Origin of the sequence: Streptomyces sp. V3I8 (genome assembly GCF_030817535.1) — a bacterium.
In the GTDB taxonomy this organism is placed as follows: domain Bacteria; phylum Actinomycetota; class Actinomycetes; order Streptomycetales; family Streptomycetaceae; genus Streptomyces.
This window is the reverse complement of record NZ_JAUSZL010000002.1, coordinates 712,749-729,571: the sequence shown is the minus strand read 5'-3', so window position 1 is coordinate 729,571 and position 16,823 is coordinate 712,749. Positions and strand designations below refer to the sequence as shown.

13 protein-coding genes are annotated in these 16,823 nt (G+C 73.6%); 4 read left to right on the top strand and 9 right to left on the bottom strand.

The features are described from left to right. The first annotated feature begins 133 nt into the window (after positions 1-133). Both QFZ75_RS03510 and QFZ75_RS03505 read left to right on the top strand, forming a co-directional pair. Positions 134-880 (top strand): cyclopropane-fatty-acyl-phospholipid synthase family protein, encoded by a 747-nt coding sequence (locus tag QFZ75_RS03510; RefSeq protein ID WP_307533779.1) that lies wholly within the window; start codon positions 134-136, stop codon positions 878-880. Positions 881-1,106: 226 nt separating this feature from the next. Next, positions 1,107-1,919 carry a peptidoglycan-binding protein gene (locus tag QFZ75_RS03505; RefSeq protein WP_307533778.1) on the top strand — a complete coding sequence of 271 codons (813 nt, stop codon included), beginning with the start codon at positions 1,107-1,109 and terminating at the stop codon, positions 1,917-1,919. A gap of 188 nt (positions 1,920-2,107) precedes the next feature. Here QFZ75_RS03505 and QFZ75_RS03500 read toward each other — a convergent pair whose 3' ends face one another. Continuing rightward, positions 2,108-5,413 carry a family 78 glycoside hydrolase catalytic domain gene (locus QFZ75_RS03500; protein ID WP_307533777.1) on the bottom strand — a complete coding sequence of 1,102 codons (3,306 nt, stop codon included), beginning with the start codon at positions 5,411-5,413 and terminating at the stop codon, positions 2,108-2,110. Between the two features lie 231 nt (positions 5,414-5,644). On the opposite strand from QFZ75_RS03500, the gene QFZ75_RS03495 reads away from it, so the two are divergent. Next, complete coding sequence (locus QFZ75_RS03495) at positions 5,645-6,106, top strand: AAA family ATPase (protein WP_307533776.1); 462 nt, start codon at positions 5,645-5,647, stop codon at positions 6,104-6,106. A gap of 107 nt (positions 6,107-6,213) precedes the next feature. On the opposite strand, the gene QFZ75_RS03490 is transcribed toward QFZ75_RS03495, so the two are convergent. The 3 genes from QFZ75_RS03490 to QFZ75_RS03480 form a co-directional block, all read right to left on the bottom strand. Next, complete coding sequence (locus QFZ75_RS03490; RefSeq protein WP_307533775.1) at positions 6,214-7,023, bottom strand: SAM-dependent methyltransferase; 810 nt, start codon at positions 7,021-7,023, stop codon at positions 6,214-6,216. A 419-nt stretch (positions 7,024-7,442) separates the two neighbouring features. After that, on the bottom strand, positions 7,443-7,688 hold the full coding sequence (locus QFZ75_RS03485) for a DUF397 domain-containing protein (RefSeq protein ID WP_307533774.1): 246 nt from the start codon (positions 7,686-7,688) through the stop codon (positions 7,443-7,445). A gap of 3 nt (positions 7,689-7,691) precedes the next feature. Continuing rightward, positions 7,692-8,513, bottom strand: coding sequence for a helix-turn-helix domain-containing protein (locus QFZ75_RS03480; RefSeq protein ID WP_373466022.1), 822 nt, complete (start codon positions 8,511-8,513; stop codon positions 7,692-7,694). 309 nt (positions 8,514-8,822) lie between these two features. Between QFZ75_RS03480 and QFZ75_RS03475 the strand changes: the two genes are divergently transcribed. Continuing rightward, positions 8,823-9,434 carry a DUF6624 domain-containing protein gene (locus QFZ75_RS03475; RefSeq protein WP_307533772.1) on the top strand — a complete coding sequence of 204 codons (612 nt, stop codon included), beginning with the start codon at positions 8,823-8,825 and terminating at the stop codon, positions 9,432-9,434. A gap of 81 nt (positions 9,435-9,515) precedes the next feature. On the opposite strand, the gene QFZ75_RS03470 is transcribed toward QFZ75_RS03475, so the two are convergent. The 5 genes from QFZ75_RS03470 to QFZ75_RS03450 form a co-directional block, all read right to left on the bottom strand. Beyond that, positions 9,516-9,869, bottom strand: coding sequence for a hypothetical protein (locus tag QFZ75_RS03470; RefSeq protein WP_307533771.1), 354 nt, complete (start codon positions 9,867-9,869; stop codon positions 9,516-9,518). 152 nt (positions 9,870-10,021) lie between these two features. Next, positions 10,022-13,093 carry a helix-turn-helix transcriptional regulator gene (locus QFZ75_RS03465; protein WP_307533770.1) on the bottom strand — a complete coding sequence of 1,024 codons (3,072 nt, stop codon included), beginning with the start codon at positions 13,091-13,093 and terminating at the stop codon, positions 10,022-10,024. Positions 13,094-13,135: 42 nt separating this feature from the next. Further along, complete coding sequence (locus QFZ75_RS03460) at positions 13,136-13,492, bottom strand: UBP-type zinc finger domain-containing protein (RefSeq protein WP_307533768.1); 357 nt, start codon at positions 13,490-13,492, stop codon at positions 13,136-13,138. Then, entirely contained in the window at positions 13,489-14,976 is a 1,488-nt protein-coding gene (locus QFZ75_RS03455) for an ATP-binding protein (protein WP_307533767.1), read from the bottom strand. The genes QFZ75_RS03460 and QFZ75_RS03455 overlap by 4 nt, the downstream gene beginning before the upstream one ends. Continuing rightward, complete coding sequence (locus QFZ75_RS03450; RefSeq protein ID WP_307533766.1) at positions 14,973-16,649, bottom strand: FAD-dependent oxidoreductase; 1,677 nt, start codon at positions 16,647-16,649, stop codon at positions 14,973-14,975. The genes QFZ75_RS03455 and QFZ75_RS03450 overlap by 4 nt, the downstream gene beginning before the upstream one ends. Positions 16,650-16,823: the final 174 nt, after the last annotated feature.

The following is a 16,823-nucleotide window of genomic DNA, read 5'->3' as shown; positions in this document are numbered from 1 at the left end:
ACTTGGCGGGACGAGTTTGTTGCCGTCACGGCAAAAACCGGTGGACAGGCCCCGGTCGCGGCCGCGTACAACGGAGGGCGCGCTCCGGCCCGCACCACCTGCCCCCTTTCCTCGGACCGAAGGAATCCCAGAAGTGGATCTGCCACGTAGCTTCACCGTCCGCGAGGGCGGACACCGCATACACAACCCGTTCACCGACGGGAAATTGGCGACCCTGGGCCGGGCCATCGACCCGCCGCCCGGGACCCGTGTGCTCGACCTCGCCTGCGGCAGCGGCGAGCTGCTGTGCACCTGGGCGCGGGAGCACGGGGTGACCGGCACGGGGGTGGACATCAGCACCGCCTTCCTGGCGAAGGCGAACGCCCGCGCCGCGGAGCTCGGTGTCGCCGACCGGGTCGTCTTCCGGCACGGCGACGCGGCGGGCCATGTCGCCGAGGAACCCGTCGGGATCGCCGCGTGCGTCGGTGCCACCTGGATCGGCGACGGGGTGGCGGGCACCGTCGAACTCCTGCGCCGGAGCCTCGCCCCCGGCGGGATCATGCTCATCGGCGAGCCGTACTGGCGGCGCGAGCCCGAGGACCGGGCCACCGTCGAGGGCTGTTCGGCCGGCAGCAGGGACGACTTCCGTTCGCTCCCGGAACTGGTCGAGCACTTCGGCCGGCTCGGCTGCGACCTGGTGGAGATGGTTCTGGCCGACCAGGACAGCTGGGACCGTTACGTGGCCGCGCAGTGGCTGGCCACCCGGCGCTGGCTGGACGCCCACCCCGACGACGAACTGGCCGAGGAGATGCGCGCGGACCTCACGGCCGGGCCGCTGCGCCATGTCCGCTATCAGCGCGAGTACTTGGGCTGGGGCGTCTTCGCACTGATGAACCGCTGACACACGTTCACCGGACCGACCCGACCTGGCCCGGACCGACCCGACCTGGCCCGGACCGACCTGACCTGGCCCGGACCGACCGCCCGGCGCCGCGGGGCGGCCGGGCACCGCGCGACGGCCCGGCATCGTGCGCCTGTTCGGCGCCGCCTCGTTGAACCGCCGGGCGGGGCTCCCCGTATCCCTTCTCGGTAGGGCCCTTCTCAGCAGCGCCCGGAGGGAGAGCAGGGTGTCGACACCGTTCGACCCGCAAGAGCCGTCGCGTCGTTCGGCGCTGGAGCCGACCCACGTCCTGCGCCGCAGGCAGCCAGGGTCGTTGGCGGACCTGCTGCGGCAGGTGCAGGAGAAGGAGAAGGAGAAGGAGAAGGAGCGCGACCCGGACGAGGACTACGAGGTCGTCGCCGTACCGGAGGCGTGGGGCGCCGCACCGTCCAGGCCGGTGGAGGACGACACGCAGGAACTGCCGCCGGTCGCCGGAGGCGCGGACCGGGACGCGCACCGGAGCGCGGACCGGAACGAGGGCGAGGACGGGGGTGACCGTGACGCCGGGCCGGCGCCACGAGGCCGCCGCCCGGCCGGACGCGGACCGGCGCACGGCCGCACCGGCGCCGTGTTCCGCCGTACCGCGCTCGGAGCGGCCGCGGTGGCCGCCGCGCTGGCGGGATTCGGTACGGCCCTCCTGCTCACCTGGGACAGGGACACCACCGGCGCCGCGGACGTGCCGCCCCCGGCCGCGTCGTCCGCGCCGCCCGCCTCGGCCCCCGTGCCGCAGGGCGCCGACCCGGACGGCCCCGGCACCCTGCGCGAGGGCGACAGCGGGCCGGCGGTGAGCGATCTGCAGCAACGGCTGCTGCGTATCCCCGACGTGTACGACCAGGGAACGCCCAGCGGCGTGTACGACGCCACGCTGACGGCGGCGGTGGCGCGTTTCCAGCTCTGGTACGGCATCCGGGGCGACGAGACGGGCGTGTACGGCAACGACACCCGCCACGACCTGGAATCCCGCACGGCACCCGGAGCGACGCGGGCCCCCGGAACCTGACGCGACGGTCCTGCGGCGTGCGTACTGCGCCGACGCCGCGAGCCGCTGGTTCGGGCGGCCCGCGACCACCGAGGAGACGGACCGGGGCTGACCGATGACGGGGCCGAGCTCCTGACGCCCTCCACCGGGCAGTTCGCCCCGTGGGCAGTCGCGGGTGGGTGACCCGCACCCGCGACTGCCCGGAGGGTTCACCCGGCCGCCCGCCCCACGAACTCCCACCCGCCGTGTCCCACCTCGTACACGACGAACCCCGGCTCCACCCGGACGAATTCCGCGCCGCCCGGAGCGCGTACCGCCGAGCGCGCCGGTGCCGGTACGTGCACCTCCGCCGTCGAGCCCACCGGCACCCGTACCGAGAGCCGGACCGAGCCGTCCACGGTCGACCAGGCGGCCGAGGCCTTGCCGCGGACCGTACGCAGGGACGTGTGGGCCCAGTCGACGCCCGTACGGCCGTCGGGGCGCACCGTGAAGGTGCGGTACCCCGCGTCGCCGGGGCGCAGGCCCGCCACGTTCTCGTACAGCCACTGCACGACCGTGCCCTGGAAATAGTGGTCCCGGGAGCGCGAGTCGAGCGGCCACATCTCCCACATGGTGTCGGCGCCGTTCTCGAACCAGTGGCCCCAGCCCGGGTACGTGCGCTGGGTGGCGATGGCGTGGGCCACCTCGGGATGCCCCTGCGCGGACAGCTGCCGCAGCAGGACGCTGGTGCCCAGCGCGCCGGTGTTCAGGTGGTTGCCGCGGCGTGCGATGTCGGCCAGCAGCGAGTCGACGACACTGGCCCGCGCGCCCGCCGGGACCAGGCCGAAGGCGAGCGGAACGCAGTTGTTCGTCTGGCGGTAGTCGGGGTCCTTCGCCGTGCGGTAGTGGCCGTCCGGCCCCAGGAACGCCGCGTTGAACGCTTCCTTGAGTCCGTTCGCGGTCGTCCGGTAGCGGTCCGCGACCGCCGTGTCGTCGAGCAGGTCCGCCAGCTCCGCCGTGCCGACGAGCGCCCGGTGCAGGTAGGCCGTCGCGGTCAGCCGGGTGTCCTCGGGCGGGTTGCCGCCGTACCCCGGCGGCAGGTAGTCGCCGAGCGCCGTCACGGCCAGGCCGTCCTTCAGGCGGGAGATCTCCCAGTCCAGGTAGCGGGTGAGCGGCTCCCAGTGGTCGCGGGCCAGCCGCTCGTCCCCGTACACGCGGTACATCTCCCGCAGCAGGAAGGGGTACACCGTCGTCCACTCGGGGGACGGACCGAGGTCGCCGTACCCCCAGCCGCCGCTCGGCACGATCACCGGCAGCTGCCCGTCGCCGTTCTGGCTGTCGTTCAGGTCGCCGAGCCACTTGGACAGGAAGCGGTGCACACCGAGCGCGTACGCCATGACGGGCGCGCCCAGCTGGGCGTCGCCGGTCCAGCCGTTCTTCTCGTACATCGGTGTGTCCGTCGGGATGCCGTGCAGGTTGTTCAGGAGCGTGCGCCGCATCGCCCGCTCCAGCTTCTCGTAGAACGGCTCGGAGCAGGCGAAGGACCCCGTCGCCTCCACCGGCGTGTGCACGACGCGGCCCAGCACCTGTGACGGTTCCGGCTTCGAGGGCAGCCCGCTGACCTGCACGTACCGGAATCCCTTGTACGAGAACTTCGGCTCCCACACCTCGTCGGCGCCGCCGCCCGCGCACACGTACTCGTCGGTCTGGAACCGGCCGGGCACGTGGCCGGTCTCGGCGTGCACGCTCCCGTCGGAGTTCAGCTTCTCGCCGTGGACCAGGCGCACGGTCGTCCCCGCCGGAGCGCGCACGGTCAGCCGTGTCCAGCCGGCCGTCGTGCGGCCCATGTCGACGACGTACACCCCTTCGCGCAACTCCTCGACGGCGACCGGGCGTACGGTCTCCACGATCTCGATCGCGTCGTGCGGCTGGGCGCGCAGCGTGCCCTTCGGGGCGGCCCGGCGCTCCGTGGCCTGCCAGCCGCTGTCGTCGAAGCCGGGGCGCGTCCATGCGCGGGGTGCCTTGCGCGCGTCGTAACTCTCACCCGCGTAAAGGGAGTTGGAGCGGGTCGGGCCCTCGGTGATGCGCCACCGGTCGTCCGTCGCGATCGTGGTGCGTGAGCCGTCGGGGTGGTCGATCTCCAGCTGGCCCAGGAGCCGCGGTTCGCCGTGCCACGGGGGGCGGTGCCAGTTCCAGACGTTCGGTGTCATCATGCCGAAGAAGCCGCGGCCGAGGGTCACGCCGATCGCGTTGGCGCCCCGGCGCAGGTGGTCCGTCACGTCGTGGACCGCGTACAGGACGGTCTCGTCGTAGTCGGTGAACCCGGGGTCGAGGACCTGGCGGCCGACGCGTTCGCCGTTGATCTCCGCGTCGTAGTAGGCGAGCCCGCTGATGTACAGGCGGGCCCGGGCGACGGGCTTGGGAACCGTGAACTCGCGGCGCAGCAGCGGCGCCGGCTGCTCGGGCGCCGTGAGGGAGACCCCGTCCCCCCAGGGGCCCTGTCCGTAGGGGGCGAGCACGGCGGCGGCCGACCACGAGGAGTCGTCGAAGTCCGGCTGCTGCCAGCCCGGTTGCTCCTCCTCGGCGCACCGCCAGCCGTCTCCCGTGACCAGTTCCGTGGTCGTGGTCCCGGTCCCGTGCTCCAGGAGGAGCCGTACGAGCAGACCGCCGGGGTTGACCGACGCGTTGCCGCGGTTCGTCGCGAGGGCGGCCACCACGAGGCGCCCCGGACCCGCGCCCCCGGGGTCCGCGGAAGCCGCCGACCTCACCTGCTCCGTGACATCGACGAGGTGGCCCTGGCGCCACGCGTCGACCTGTTCGGCCTGGTGCGCCACCTGCCGGCCGTCGAGGTACAGGGTGAAGTCGTCGTCGGCCGTCGCCAGCAGCGTGGCTCTGCGGATCTCCGCGCCCGCCGGCGGCGTCAGCGCACCGCGGAACCAACGGGGCCCGTTGGGTGCGTCGTTCGCGGTCGAACCGGGCGACCAGATCCAGGACGCCCCCTCGAACACCGGCGGTTCCGGAGCGGCCGCCGCACCGATCCAGAAGCCCTGCCAGGCATCCTTGGACAACGTTGTCTCCCACCAGCGCGGCGCGCTCCACGCCGAGGGCCGGCCCTCGGCGTCCCACACCCTGACCTGCCAGTGGTAGCGGGTGCGCGGCTTCAGGGCGGGACCCGCGTACGCGACCCCGACGCTGCGGTCCGACGCGACCCGGCCGGAATCCCAGACGGCGCGCCGCCCCTCGCGCAGCCCCTGTTCGCTCAATGCGACCCGCACGCGGTAGGCGCTCTGCCGGGCTCCGCGCCCGTCGGCGGCCAACTCCCATGTCAGCCGGGGGTGTTCCACCTCGGTGCCGAGCAGGGTCTCGGCGTACTCGACGGTCGTGCGCTCGACGCGCAGCCTGCCCGGCAGCGCCACGCCGTCCGTCACGGGCGCCGAGGCGGAGGCGGCGGCGGTGCCGGTGGCGAGGGCGGCGGAGGCGCCCGCTCCGGCCACCGAGCTCCGGAGGAAGGCGCGGCGGTTCCAGCCATTGGTCATGTGGGGTCCCTTGGGTGCGTGTGTACGTGCGCGGATGCGGGTGACGGAGCGAGCGGCCGGGAGGCGGGGTGTCGGGAGGCGCGGCGTCGGGAGGGGGTGGCATCGGGGGGCGTCGAGAAGTGCGGCATCGGAAGGGGTGGGGCGCGTGGGACACGTGCAGCGGGTTGAAACGTTTCACGCGTTGTTCAACGATCCTATGGGTGCCGCTGTGGGGCTTCAAGAGGCGTGCATGTGCCGGCATGGCGCGGTGGACGGGGGATCCGCGAACGCGAACGCGAGCTGGACCGGCTGGCCGCCGCCGCCAGGGACGCGGCCGACGGAGCCGGTTCCGTCGTGCTCGTCCACGGTGAGGCGGGCATCGGCAGGTCGAGTCCGGTGAAGGCCATGCCGGGCGGCGACCGGCCCCGGGTCTACGACGCGCTGCGGGCGGAACTCGTCGCGGCCCCGCACCCCGCCGTCCTCGTCGTCGAGGACGTGCACGGGGCCGACGTGGCCTCGCTCGACGCGCTGCGGTTCCTGGTGCACCGGGTGGAACGCCTGCCGGCCGTGCTGGTCCTGACCTACCGGGACGACGCATTCGACCGCCGCCACCCCTGCACCACCTCCTCGGCCAGGTGTCCCGGGCCGAACGCGTCCACCGCCTGCCGCTGTCCCGGCTCTCCCCGGACGCCGTGCGCAGACTCGGCGCGGTGAGCCGCCTCCCGGACAACCTGTTCCGGCTCGACCGGAACATCCGGCCGGCCGCGCGGACCTGACCGGCCCGGCCGGTCCCGGCTCCGGGTCCTGACGCCGACGGGGTGTCAGGGCCTGCGGGCCACCCCGCCGTACACGTCCGTCGGCCGCGGGTCGGTGCCCGGCTCGGGGCGCCACAGCGGGCAGGACACGATGCCGGGCTCCAGCAGCTCCAGGCCCTCGTAGTACGCGGCGACCTGCCGCGGGCTGCGCAGCACGTACGGCACGGCGCCGGTGTCGTCGTAACCCTCCTGCGCCCGCTTCAGCTCGGCGTCGGTGTCGGTGCTGTCGTAGTGCACGAAGTAGCTGCCCGGCGGCAGGGCGGCCTGCAGGCGGCGCACGATCGACCTGGCCTCGTCGTAGTCCTGGATGTGGCCCAGGATGCCCATCAGCATCAGTGCGACGGGCCGGCCGAGGTCGAGGATCCCGCTCGCCGCGGCGATGATCTGCTCCGGCTCGCGCAGGTCGGCGTCGATGTAGTCGGTGACCCCCTCGGGCGTGCTGGTGAGCAGCGCCTGGGCGTGCCGCAGCACCAGCGGGTCGTTGTCCACGTAGACGATCCGGGACTCCGGCGCCACGCGCTGGGCGACCTGATGGGTGTTGTCGTAGGTGGGAAGGCCGGTGCCGATGTCCAGGAACTGGCGGATGCCCAGCTCACCGGCGACGAACGTCACGGTACGGATCAGGTAGCCGCGGGAGGCGCGGGCCATCGTCTCGATGTTCGGCGCGATCCGGCGGTAGGCGTCGCCCGCCTCCCGGTCGACCTCGTAGTTGTCCTTGCCGCCCATCCAGTAGTTCCAGATGCGGGCCGAATGCGGCACCGTGGTGTCGATCCTGGACAGGGCGTCCTGGTCGGGGAGGGGCCGGCCGTCTGTCATGGGGGTCTCCTGCTGTGCGTCCAGCGGTCCTTCCCCAACGTACCGTCAACCTGCTTGCACGGTACGGACGTTGGGAAGCCGGGGCGTCGTGCGCGCGAATGGGGTGAGCGGATGTCACGGTGCCGGCCGTGACGACGGGGACATGCCGGGCGGGAGTGCGGGGCGCGCGGTCGTGGGCCGTGGCCGCCGCCGCGCTCCCGGCGAAGTCGAGCGCCTCGATCCAGGTCACCCGGGAGTGCCCGCGACGCAGCGGCCCGTGGACGGGTTCGGGGAGGAAGCCGCTGTCGGCGACCAGGGTCCCGTACGGCGCGACGGCCTCGTGGAGCGTGCGCACGGCACTCCCTCCGGGACGGCCGACCCCCACGGCGCGGCCGGACGCCCCGGACGGCACGAGGGGCGGGCCGGCCGTGTCCGGCGGGTCAGGCGACGAGGAAGTCGGCCTGACCGGATTTCGCACCCCGCAGGAACGCGATCATCTCGTCCCGGGTGTAGACGAGGGCGGGCCCGTCCGGGTCCCTGGACTGGCGGAAGGCCACGCTCCCGTCGGGCAGCCGCTTGGCCTCGACGCAACTGCCGCCGTTGGTGCCGCTCCAGGGCTTGTGCCACCCCTCGGCGCCCAGGTCGGTGGCCGGCACGCCGCTGTGCACGGGATCCGTGGAACTCATGGCTCACAACTCCTTACGCAGTTCACCCAGGATGGCCCTGGTCCGAGAGACCGGCTCCGCCTGCACGGACATCCGGTCCAGCACTTCGAGGTACGTCACGACGTCGGCGGGCTGGTCGACGTAGACCGAGCCGACGAGGCTCTCGGTGTAGACGACATCGGGGAGTTCGGAGAAACCGAAGCGGAAGTAGTGGAACGGGCCGAACGCGCCGGGGTGCGCGCCCGCCGAGAAGCGGAGGACCTGGATGCGGACCTTCGGCATGTCCAGGCACTCGGCCAGCCGGTCCAGCTGGGCCCGCATCACCTCGGCCCCGCCCACCGGGCGGCGCAGCACCGTCTCGTCCAGAACCGCCCAGACCGCCGGGGCGTCGGACTTGGCGAGCAGGTCCTGGCGCTTCAGCCGCAGGGCGACACGGCGGTCGACCTCCTCTTGCGTCTCGTTGGGGAAGCCGGTGCGCATCAGCGCGGCCGCGTAGTCGTATGTCTGCAACAGGCCCGGAACGTAGTGGGGTTCGTAGAGACGGATGACATCGGCCTCGCTCTCCAGGCTCACGTACGCGCTGAACCACTCCGGCAGCACATCGCGGTACGAGTACCACCAGCCGGGCCGGTTGGCCTCCCGCGCCATCGACAGGAAGTCGTCCACCTCCGGCGCGGGCACCCCGTAGGTGCGCAGCAGTTCCTTCACGTAGGGGATGCGGAGACCGACCTCGGCCTTCTCGATGCGACGGACCGTCAAGGACGTGACCTCTATGGCGCGCGCGGCGTCCTCGAACGAGACTCCGGCCCGCTCCCGCAGGTGCCGCAGCCGCTTCCCGAGGACCATCCGCAGGACGGTCGGCGCGCTGCCGCCGGAGCGGTTGTCGCTCACGTCCTGTCTCCCGGAACGGCCGTCACAGCCAGCAGTGTGCCACGCCGTGACGGACACAGACAGGGGTGCGCGGATCGTTCCGAAATTATCAGAACGCTTGTTTCGGCTCGCGCGTGTACGCAATCATAGGGAGCGAGTGACCTGCCGCACGGTCCGGCGGCCACGGCGCACGACGGCGCCCGATCCCGGCGCATGTGACGCCCCCGCAGGACGGTCGCCTCCGCGGCACCCCGATGCGAGACCTGGATGGCCACCGTGACCGACGTGAGCGACGAGACCCGGGCGGGGCGGGACAGCACGGGGCTCGCGCACGACAGCGCGTGCGACGGCGGCGTCCACGACGGGCGGCGGGACCGGGACGGCCGTCCGACCGTGGCTCCGGCACTCGCGTCCGCCCTCGCCCGTGAGCTGGTCCGCCGGGTGGAGGAGGAGCACCGGGCGATGACGCAGGCGCACCGCACCCCCACGCCGGCCGCCCGGCGCCGCGTCGACCGGTGCCGCGAGGACAACGCGGAGGCGCTCAGGACGATCGTGCGGCGCCACGCCTGGCCGACCGCGGAGCTGATCGGGGCACCCGCCTCCACGGCGGCCCTGATGATCCTGCTGCACGCCCCGGACCTCGACTTCCAGCTCGCGTGCCGTGACCTGATCGCCCAGGCCACGGCGGACGGCCGCTGCCCGGCGCCGCACCACGCGTACATCGCCGACCACTGCGCCGTGGAGCTGGGCGAGCCGCAGTTCTACGGGACCCGGGTCGACCCCGCGACCATGCGCCCGTACCCGGTCCGCCGGCCGGGGACGCTCGACGAGCGCCGCCGTGATGTCGGACTCGCCCCCCTCGACGTGCAGATGCGGACCCTGCGCCTGGGCGGATGAGGCCGTTGGGCCCGACGGGTGAGCCGCCGCCCCGGCGCACCGGCGGGGGCGGCCCCGAAGCGGCTCCCGGCCACGGCGGGCCTACGGCTCGAGACGCAGTTCCCGCTCCTGCTCCTGGTCGCCGGAGGCCGCGCCCCCCTCCTGGACCTTGAAGGCCGCGGAGAGCGTCTCGTCGGCCCGGCGCACCGCGTCGGGACTGCCCTGCAGGGTGACGGTCACGGACGTGCTGAGCCCGGACCCGGCGGGCGCCTCCTGGTTCCCGTCACCCTGCGCGTCGGTGTCGAAGGTCACCGTGTAGACCGTGGCGCCGTCGTCGCCGGGCAGGGTGTCCGGCGAGCCGAAGACGGGTTGGAGCGTGTGGACGACAGCCCGCGCGTCGGCGGCCGAGCCGCCGGTGAGAGTGAGCGTCAGAGCGAGATGCGTGCCGGACGTCATGAACAGCCACCTTTGTTTGTACGGATGCGCGCCACCGCTCGGGTAACCGGTTGCCCCCGGCACAAACGGCGGCTCGGTCCTGTGTGGACCTGTTCCCATGACACCGCCATCGGCCCGGCCCCGCAGCCCCGGCGGCCCGCCCGGCCCGCCCTTCACCCCGACGCGGTCGGTTCCGCCCGGACCAGCCCCTCGCGGTACGCGATCGCCACCGCCTCCGTACGGCTCGCGGCGCCCAGTTTCGCGAGGATGTTGGAGACGTGCACGCTCGCCGTCTTGCCGCTGATGAACAGCTCCTCGCCGATCTGCCGGTTGGTACGGCCCCGCGCGAGGAGCAGCAGGACGTCGTTCTCGCGGGAGGTCAGCGCGGGGATCCCGTCCGCCGCCCGGGGCGCGTCCGCCAGCCGGGCCCGGCGGACCAGCCGCTCCACGTCCTCGCGCAGCGGCACGGCGCCCAGCCGGACGGCCGTGTCGTGCGCCGCGTGCGCCTGCCCGGCGGCCTCCTCACGGCGCCCCGACGCCACCAGGCTCTCCGCGAGCCGGAGGCGGCAGCGGGCCTGCTCGTAGATGTCTCCGTAGCCGAACGCCGCGACCGCCTTCTCCCAGGCCGCCGTGTCCGGGTCGCCGCCGGCCCGCGCATGCTCGGCCTCGGCGCGCGCCAGCCAGGCGCGTCCCTCGGGCCCCTGCGGCATACCGTCCTCGCCCTCGGCCGCCGTGACCCGGGCCGGACCGATCAGCTCCGACGCGGTCCGCGTCCAGTGCCGTACGCCCTCCTCGTCGCCGGTCCGGCGGGCGGCCACGGCCGCGTCCGCCACGGGGGCCAGGGCGAGCGCCGCGAGCCGCACCGCCACGTCGGGCGTCGCGCCGTCGTCGTCGTCGAGGGCCGCGAGCGTCGTACGGACCTGCTCGACGGCCGCCCCGGGATCGTGGCGCAGCACCGCCGCGTCGGTCAGGAGGATGCCCGCCACGAGCGTGGCCATCCAGTCGAACGGTCCGTCCAGGAGCGCCCGGGCCCGCTCGGCCACCCCCTCCTCACCGCGCGCCAGCGCCACGGACAGCGCCGGGGCGATCGCGTACCCGCCCGCGGTGGGCAGCCCCTCGGCGTCGCTCTCCGCCTCGCGCACGCACGCGTCCCACCGGCCCAGCGAACAGAGCACCAGCAGGCGCAGATAGCGCATCTCCAGCGGATAGGACGCGGAGAGCAGTCCGGCGCGGCCCGCCCGCTCCAGACCGTCCGAGAGCCAGGCCAGGCACTCGTCCAGGTCGCCGGACTCGTACGAGCCGATGGCGAGGTTGAACAGCGCGCGTATCTCTATGGAGGTGTTCCCCGCGCCCCGGGCCAGCTCCCGTGCCTCCTGCAGCCGAGCCCGCCCCTCCGGGACGCTGCGCCCCGCGCCGTCGAGGCCGACCAGGGAGATCAGCAGGTCGGCCCGGGCGTCGGGCAGGCCGAGCGTCTCCGCGACGCCGAGGGCCTGGCGGGCCACGCGGTGCGCGGTCTCGTCGTCGCCCACGTAACGTGCCGCCATGACGTGGGTGGACGCGGCCCAGACCCAGGTGCGCGACGGAGGGTCGGCGGGGATCATCGCGAGGGCCTCGCTGCTGTACGTGAACGCCGCCGCCAGGTTGTCGGTCCGCATGAGGTCGCCCGCGAGCGTGTAGCGGACCCGGGCGGCGAGTTCCGCGTCCTCGTCCGAGCCCACGCGCGCCAGCGCGGCCCGGGTGAGCGAGACCGCCCGGTGGGTCTCACCGGCGTGCGCGGCGGCCGCCGAGGCGCGCAGCGTCAGCGTGACCGTGTCGAAGCCGTCCGGGCGGGCTCCGGGGGGCACCGCGGACCACAGGTCGAGGGCGGCCTCCAGGTGGTGCAGTTCTTCGGCGGGGGCACGGACCCGCCCGGCGTGGTCGGCGGCCTCCAGCGAGGCCGCGAGCGCGTCCGGCAGGTCGTGGCTCTCGCGGGAGTGGTGGGCGCGCTCCGCCGCGCACTCGGCGGGCAGGCCCCGTGCGGCCAGCACCCGCGCGAACGACCGGTGCAGCCGCACCCGTTCGCCCGGCAGCAGGTCGGCGTAGACCGCCTCGCGGATCAGGGCGTGCCGGAAGGAGTAGGTGCTGTCCCCGCCGGAGTCGCCGCCGGAGACGAGGAGCTGCCGTCCGACGGCCTCGCGCAGCGCCGACTCCAGTTCCTCCTCGGGCAGCTGGACGGTGTCGCGCAGCAGGTCGTGCTCGACACGGCGCCCGGCCACCGCCGCGGTGCGCAGCACCTGCTGTGCGGTCGGCGGCAGTTGCTCGAAACGGATGAGCAGCACATCGGCCAGTCCGCTGGGCACGGCTGACGCGGACCCGGACCCGGATCCGGACCCGTTCCCGGACCCGGGAACGGTCTCCGCGGTGGCGGCCAGCAGCTCCTCGGCGTAGAACGCGTTGCCCTCGGCGCGCTCGACGATACGGCGGACCGTGGCGTCCGGCACGGGCGCGGACCGCTGGGCGCGGACGAGCCGGGCCATCTCCCCGTCGGGCATCGGCCGCAGCTCCAGCCGCTCGACGGCGGGCAGCCGCACCAGCTCGGCGAGCAGCGGCCGCAACGGGTGCCTGCGGTGCAGGTCGTCGGCGCGGTACGAGGCGAACACGGCGAGCCGCTGACCGGACCCCTCGCCCGTGGCTCCCGCGCCGTCCACGGCTCCCGGACCGGATGCTGCCCCGGTCGTCCGCAGTCGCGCCCGCGGGTTCTGCAGGGTGCCCCGGCTGAGCAGGAAGCGCAGCAGGTCGCGGGAGGACTGGTCCGCCCAGTGCAGGTCCTCCAGGACCAGCAACAGTGGCGCGACCTCGGTCAGTTCGGCCAGCAGCGCGGCCATGCCCTCGAACAGCTGGGGGCGCCCGCCCGCGTCCCGCGCCCCGTCGCCGCCGTCACCGAGCAGGCGGTCGACCACGGGGTGTGCCGCCATCGCCCCCGCGAACCGGTCGTCCGCGGCCAGCATCCCCAGGATCTCGGTGAACGGCAGGTAGGGCAGACCCACGTCACCCAGGTCCACGCAGTGCCCCGTGACGACCGTCGTGCCCGTCCCGGCGGCGTGTCCGGCGGCCTCGGCCAGCATCCGGGTCTTGCCGACCCCCGCGTCCCCGGCGACCAGCACGGCGCGCGCCTCGCCGGCCCGGGTCCGGTCCAGGACCCGGGCCAGGCGGGCGAGTTCGTCCCTGCGCCCGATGAACGGCGCGGTGAAAGCGGTGGTCGACACGGATCCATCCTGGCACGCGCCACGGACAGCCCCCGGGCCCGGTCAGCGCAGTGTCTGCGCCCAGTTCGCCGGCACGCGTCCCGCGGGTCCGGGCGCGGGCTGGTCCGACGGGTGGCTCAGCGGCGGGGCGAGGTCGGGGCCGGACTCGTACAGCTCGGACGTCTCGAAGTTCCAGAACCAGGCCTCGCCCGGCTCGAAACTGCGGATGAAGGGGTGGCCCGTGCTCCGGTGGTGGGCCGTGGCGTGCTGGGAGGGGGAGTCGTCGCAACAGCCGACGTGTCCGCACCGGGCGCAGCGCCGCAGATGGAACCACCAGCCGCCCGAGGCGTCGCACTCCACGCACCCCGTGCCGCTCGGCGGCACGCCCGGGTCGATTCCGTCCAGGTCCGAAGTGCTCATGACGCCTCCTGAGGGGTGCCGGGTTGCGTGTCGTCGGTGTCGGTGTCGGTGTCGGTGTCGGGTTCCGCCGCCGTGAGCGGGAGGAAGACCTGGAAACGGGTGTCGCCGGGTACGGAGTGCACCTGCAGGTGCCCGTGGTGTTTGTTCACGACGATGCGCCAGGAGATGTCCAGGCCCAGCCCGGTGCCCTCGCCCACGGGCTTCGTCGTGAAGAACGGGTCGAAGATCCGGCCGCGGATCTCCTCCGGCACGCCGGGCCCCGTGTCGCGGAACTCGACGAGCAGCTGCTCCCGTTCGAGCGCGGTGCGCACGGTCAGGGTGCCCTCGCCGCCCATCGCCGAGGCGGCGTTGTCGATGAGGTTGGTCCACACCTGGTTCAACTCGCCCGGGTAGGCGGGGATCCTGGGCAGCGAGCGGTCGTAGTCCTTGACGACCCGGACGCCGGGGCCGGTCTTCCCGGCGAGCATCATCAGGGTGCTGTCCAGCAGTTCGTGCACGTCGGCGACCTGGTAGGGCGCCCGGTCGAGCTGCGAGTACTGCTTGGCCGCGTTCACGAGGTTCGAGACCCGGGTGGTCGAGTCCTCGATCTCGTTCATCAGCAGCTCGGTCTCGACCGTGTAGTTGAGCCACCGGACCGCGCCCTCGAGCGTCCCCTCGTCCACGGTCGCCGCCACCTGGTCCAGCCAGTCGGTGTCGAGGCCGGCCTGCACGAACGTCGGCGCCAGCTCCCAGCCGCCCGCGATGCCGTGGTCGTCGAACCAGTCGCCCAGCGCGTCCTCCCGGTCGGAGGCCTCCAGCGGACTCAGGGGTGTGGCCTTGGCGACCTGCTCGGCGGTACGTTCCTGGATCTCGACCAGCGTTCCCAGGGCGTCGCGCGCGAACGGGCCCGTCGCGATCATGCCCAGTTTGTGCCGCATCCCTGCCACCCGCTCCCGCAGCGCGGACGTGGCCCGCACCGCCGCCGCGGCCGGGTTGTTCAGTTCGTGCGTCAGTCCGGCGGACAGCGAGCCGAGCGCCAGCAGCCGCTCACGCTGTCCGACGGTCCGCTGGGTGTTCTGACTGCCGAAGAACAGCCCCTCCAGCAGGTGCACCGCCATCGGGAACCACTCCCGCAGGATCGCCGAGAACGTCTCGGCGGGCAGCACGAAGAACCGCGAGGGCTCGGTGACCCGCATCGAGCCCTTGTAGCGGGCCTCGTCCGGGACGGCCAGGTAGGCCTGCATGGCGCCCGCGTACACCCCGCGCTGTGACGTACGGCTGATCTCCACGTCGTCGCCGCCGACCCGGCGCGACATCACGACCGTGCCCTCCAGGAGGACGAAGAAGCAGGTGGCCGGCTCGCCCTCCTCGTACACGTAGCCGGGTTCGAAGAGCTCCACCCGGCCCTCGGCGCACAGCCGCCCGAGCTGTCCGGCGTCCAGCTCCTCGAACAGGAACAGCGAGCCCAGCTCCGTGATGTCGCACGGCATCGGCCGCCCGCTCACGACTGCTCCAGGTACCGGTGGACGAGCATCACGGCCATGGCTCCCTCTCCTACGGCGGAGGCGACACGCTTCGCGGACTCGGCGCGCGCGTCACCCGCCACGAACACCCCGGGCACGTTGGTCTCCAGGTGGTACGGCGGCCGGTCCAGCTCCCAGTCCGACGGCGGCCGCCCGTCGGCGGTCAGGTCGGGCCCGGCGACGATGAACCCGCGCTCGTCCCGCAGGACCGTGCCGTCCAGCCAGCCGGTCAGCGGCGCCGCGCCGATGAACACGAACATCCACTGCGCGTCGACGAGTTCGGTGCGGCCGCTCGCCAGGTCGCGCAGGGTGAGCTGCTCCAGGTGGTCCGAGCCGTGCACGGCGTCGACGACCGTCCCGGTGCGCACCGAGATGTTCGGCGCGCCCGAGATCTGCTCGATCAGATAGTGGGACATGGACGCGGTCAGGGAGGAGCCGCGCACCAGCAGGGTGACCGACTTCGCGCCCCTGGCCAGGTACATGGCGGCCTGTCCCGCGGAGTTCGCGCCGCCGACGATGTACACGTCGTGCCCCTGGCACGCCGGGGCCTCCGTCAGCGCCGACCCGTAGTAGACCCCGCACCCGGTCAGGTCCTGCGCGCCCGGCGCGTCGAGCTGCCGGTACGACACCCCCGTCGCCAGGATCACGCTGTGCGCGGCGATCGCCGAGCCGTCCGAGAAGCGCACGGTGCGCGAGGCGCCCGTGACCTCCAGGCCGGTCACCTCGCGCGCCGTCAGGATCTCGGCACCGAACTTCGACGCCTGGCGCCGCGCCCGGTCGGTCAGCTGGCCTCCCGACACCCCGTCCGGGAAGCCGAGGTAGTTCTCGATGCGGGAGCTCTGGCCGGCCTGTCCGCCGGTCGCGGAGCGCTCCACCAGCACGGTCCGCAGGCCCTCCGAGGCGCCGTACACCGCCGCGCCCAGTCCGGCGGGGCCGCCGCCGATGACGACGAGGTCGTAGAACTCGGCCGCCGGCGTCGTGGCGAGACCCACCCGGGCGGCCAGCTCCGGATCGTCCGGCTCGACCAGCACCGCCCCGTCCGCGGTGACCACGAGCGGCAGCCGCTCGCCGTCCACTCCCGCGCAGGCCAGCAGCCGCTTGCCCTCCGGCTCGTCCGAGGAGTACCAGCGGTACGGCACCTGGTTGCGGGCCAGGAACTCCCGTACGTCGGAGGAGCGCGCCGACCAGCGGTGACCGACGACCTTGGCGATCGGCACGGCCCGGTGGTCGGAGGCCCGCCAGGCGGCCAGCAGATCGTCCAGGACGGGGTAGAGCTTCTCCTCCGGGGGGTCCCAGGGCTTGAGGAGGTAGTGGTCCAGGTCGACCACGTTGATCGCGTCGATGGCCGCGTTCGTGTCGGCGTACGCGGTCAGCAGGACCCGGCGCGCACCCGGGTACACGTCCAGGGCCTGCTCCAGGAACTCGATGCCGTTCATCTGCGGCATGCGGTAGTCCGCCAGGATCACCGCGACCAGGTCGCCGCGCAGCTTCAGCTCGCGCAGGGCTTCGAGAGCGCTCTCCCCGGACTCCGCGCGCACGATGCGGTACGTCTCGCCGTACCGGCGCCGCAGGTCACGGGCGACGGCACGCGAGACTCCGGGATCGTCGTCCACGGTCAGGATGACGGTCCGTGCTGCGTCGGTGCCCTGTGCCATTCGTCTCCCACCCCGAGCGGATCGGTGTCCCGGCGCGGTTGCGCGCGACACCCTTGCGGTTGCGCGTCCATCGTATGTTCGATCCTGCCGATCCGCTGCGAAAAAGGGACGTATCCCCTGGTCGCGACCGCAGGGTGTCGTACGGCCCAGCCGGGGCAACCGGAGACGGGAGGC

What these genes read in the sequence shown, in the direction of transcription:
- QFZ75_RS03500 (WP_307533777.1), bottom strand. Translation starts at nt 5,413, where the DNA reads ATGACCAATGGCTGGAACCGCCGCGCCTTCCTCCGGAGCTCGGTGGCC.
- QFZ75_RS03490 (WP_307533775.1), bottom strand. Translation starts at nt 7,023, where the DNA reads ATGACAGACGGCCGGCCCCTCCCCGACCAGGACGCCCTGTCCAGGATC.
- QFZ75_RS03485 (WP_307533774.1), bottom strand. Translation starts at nt 7,688, where the DNA reads ATGAGTTCCACGGATCCCGTGCACAGCGGCGTGCCGGCCACCGACCTG.
- QFZ75_RS03480 (WP_373466022.1), bottom strand. Translation starts at nt 8,513, where the DNA reads ATGGTCCTCGGGAAGCGGCTGCGGCACCTGCGGGAGCGGGCCGGAGTC.
- QFZ75_RS03470 (WP_307533771.1), bottom strand. Translation starts at nt 9,869, where the DNA reads ATGACGTCCGGCACGCATCTCGCTCTGACGCTCACTCTCACCGGCGGC.
- QFZ75_RS03460 (WP_307533768.1), bottom strand. Translation starts at nt 13,492, where the DNA reads ATGAGCACTTCGGACCTGGACGGAATCGACCCGGGCGTGCCGCCGAGC.
- QFZ75_RS03450 (WP_307533766.1), bottom strand. Translation starts at nt 16,649, where the DNA reads ATGGCACAGGGCACCGACGCAGCACGGACCGTCATCCTGACCGTGGAC.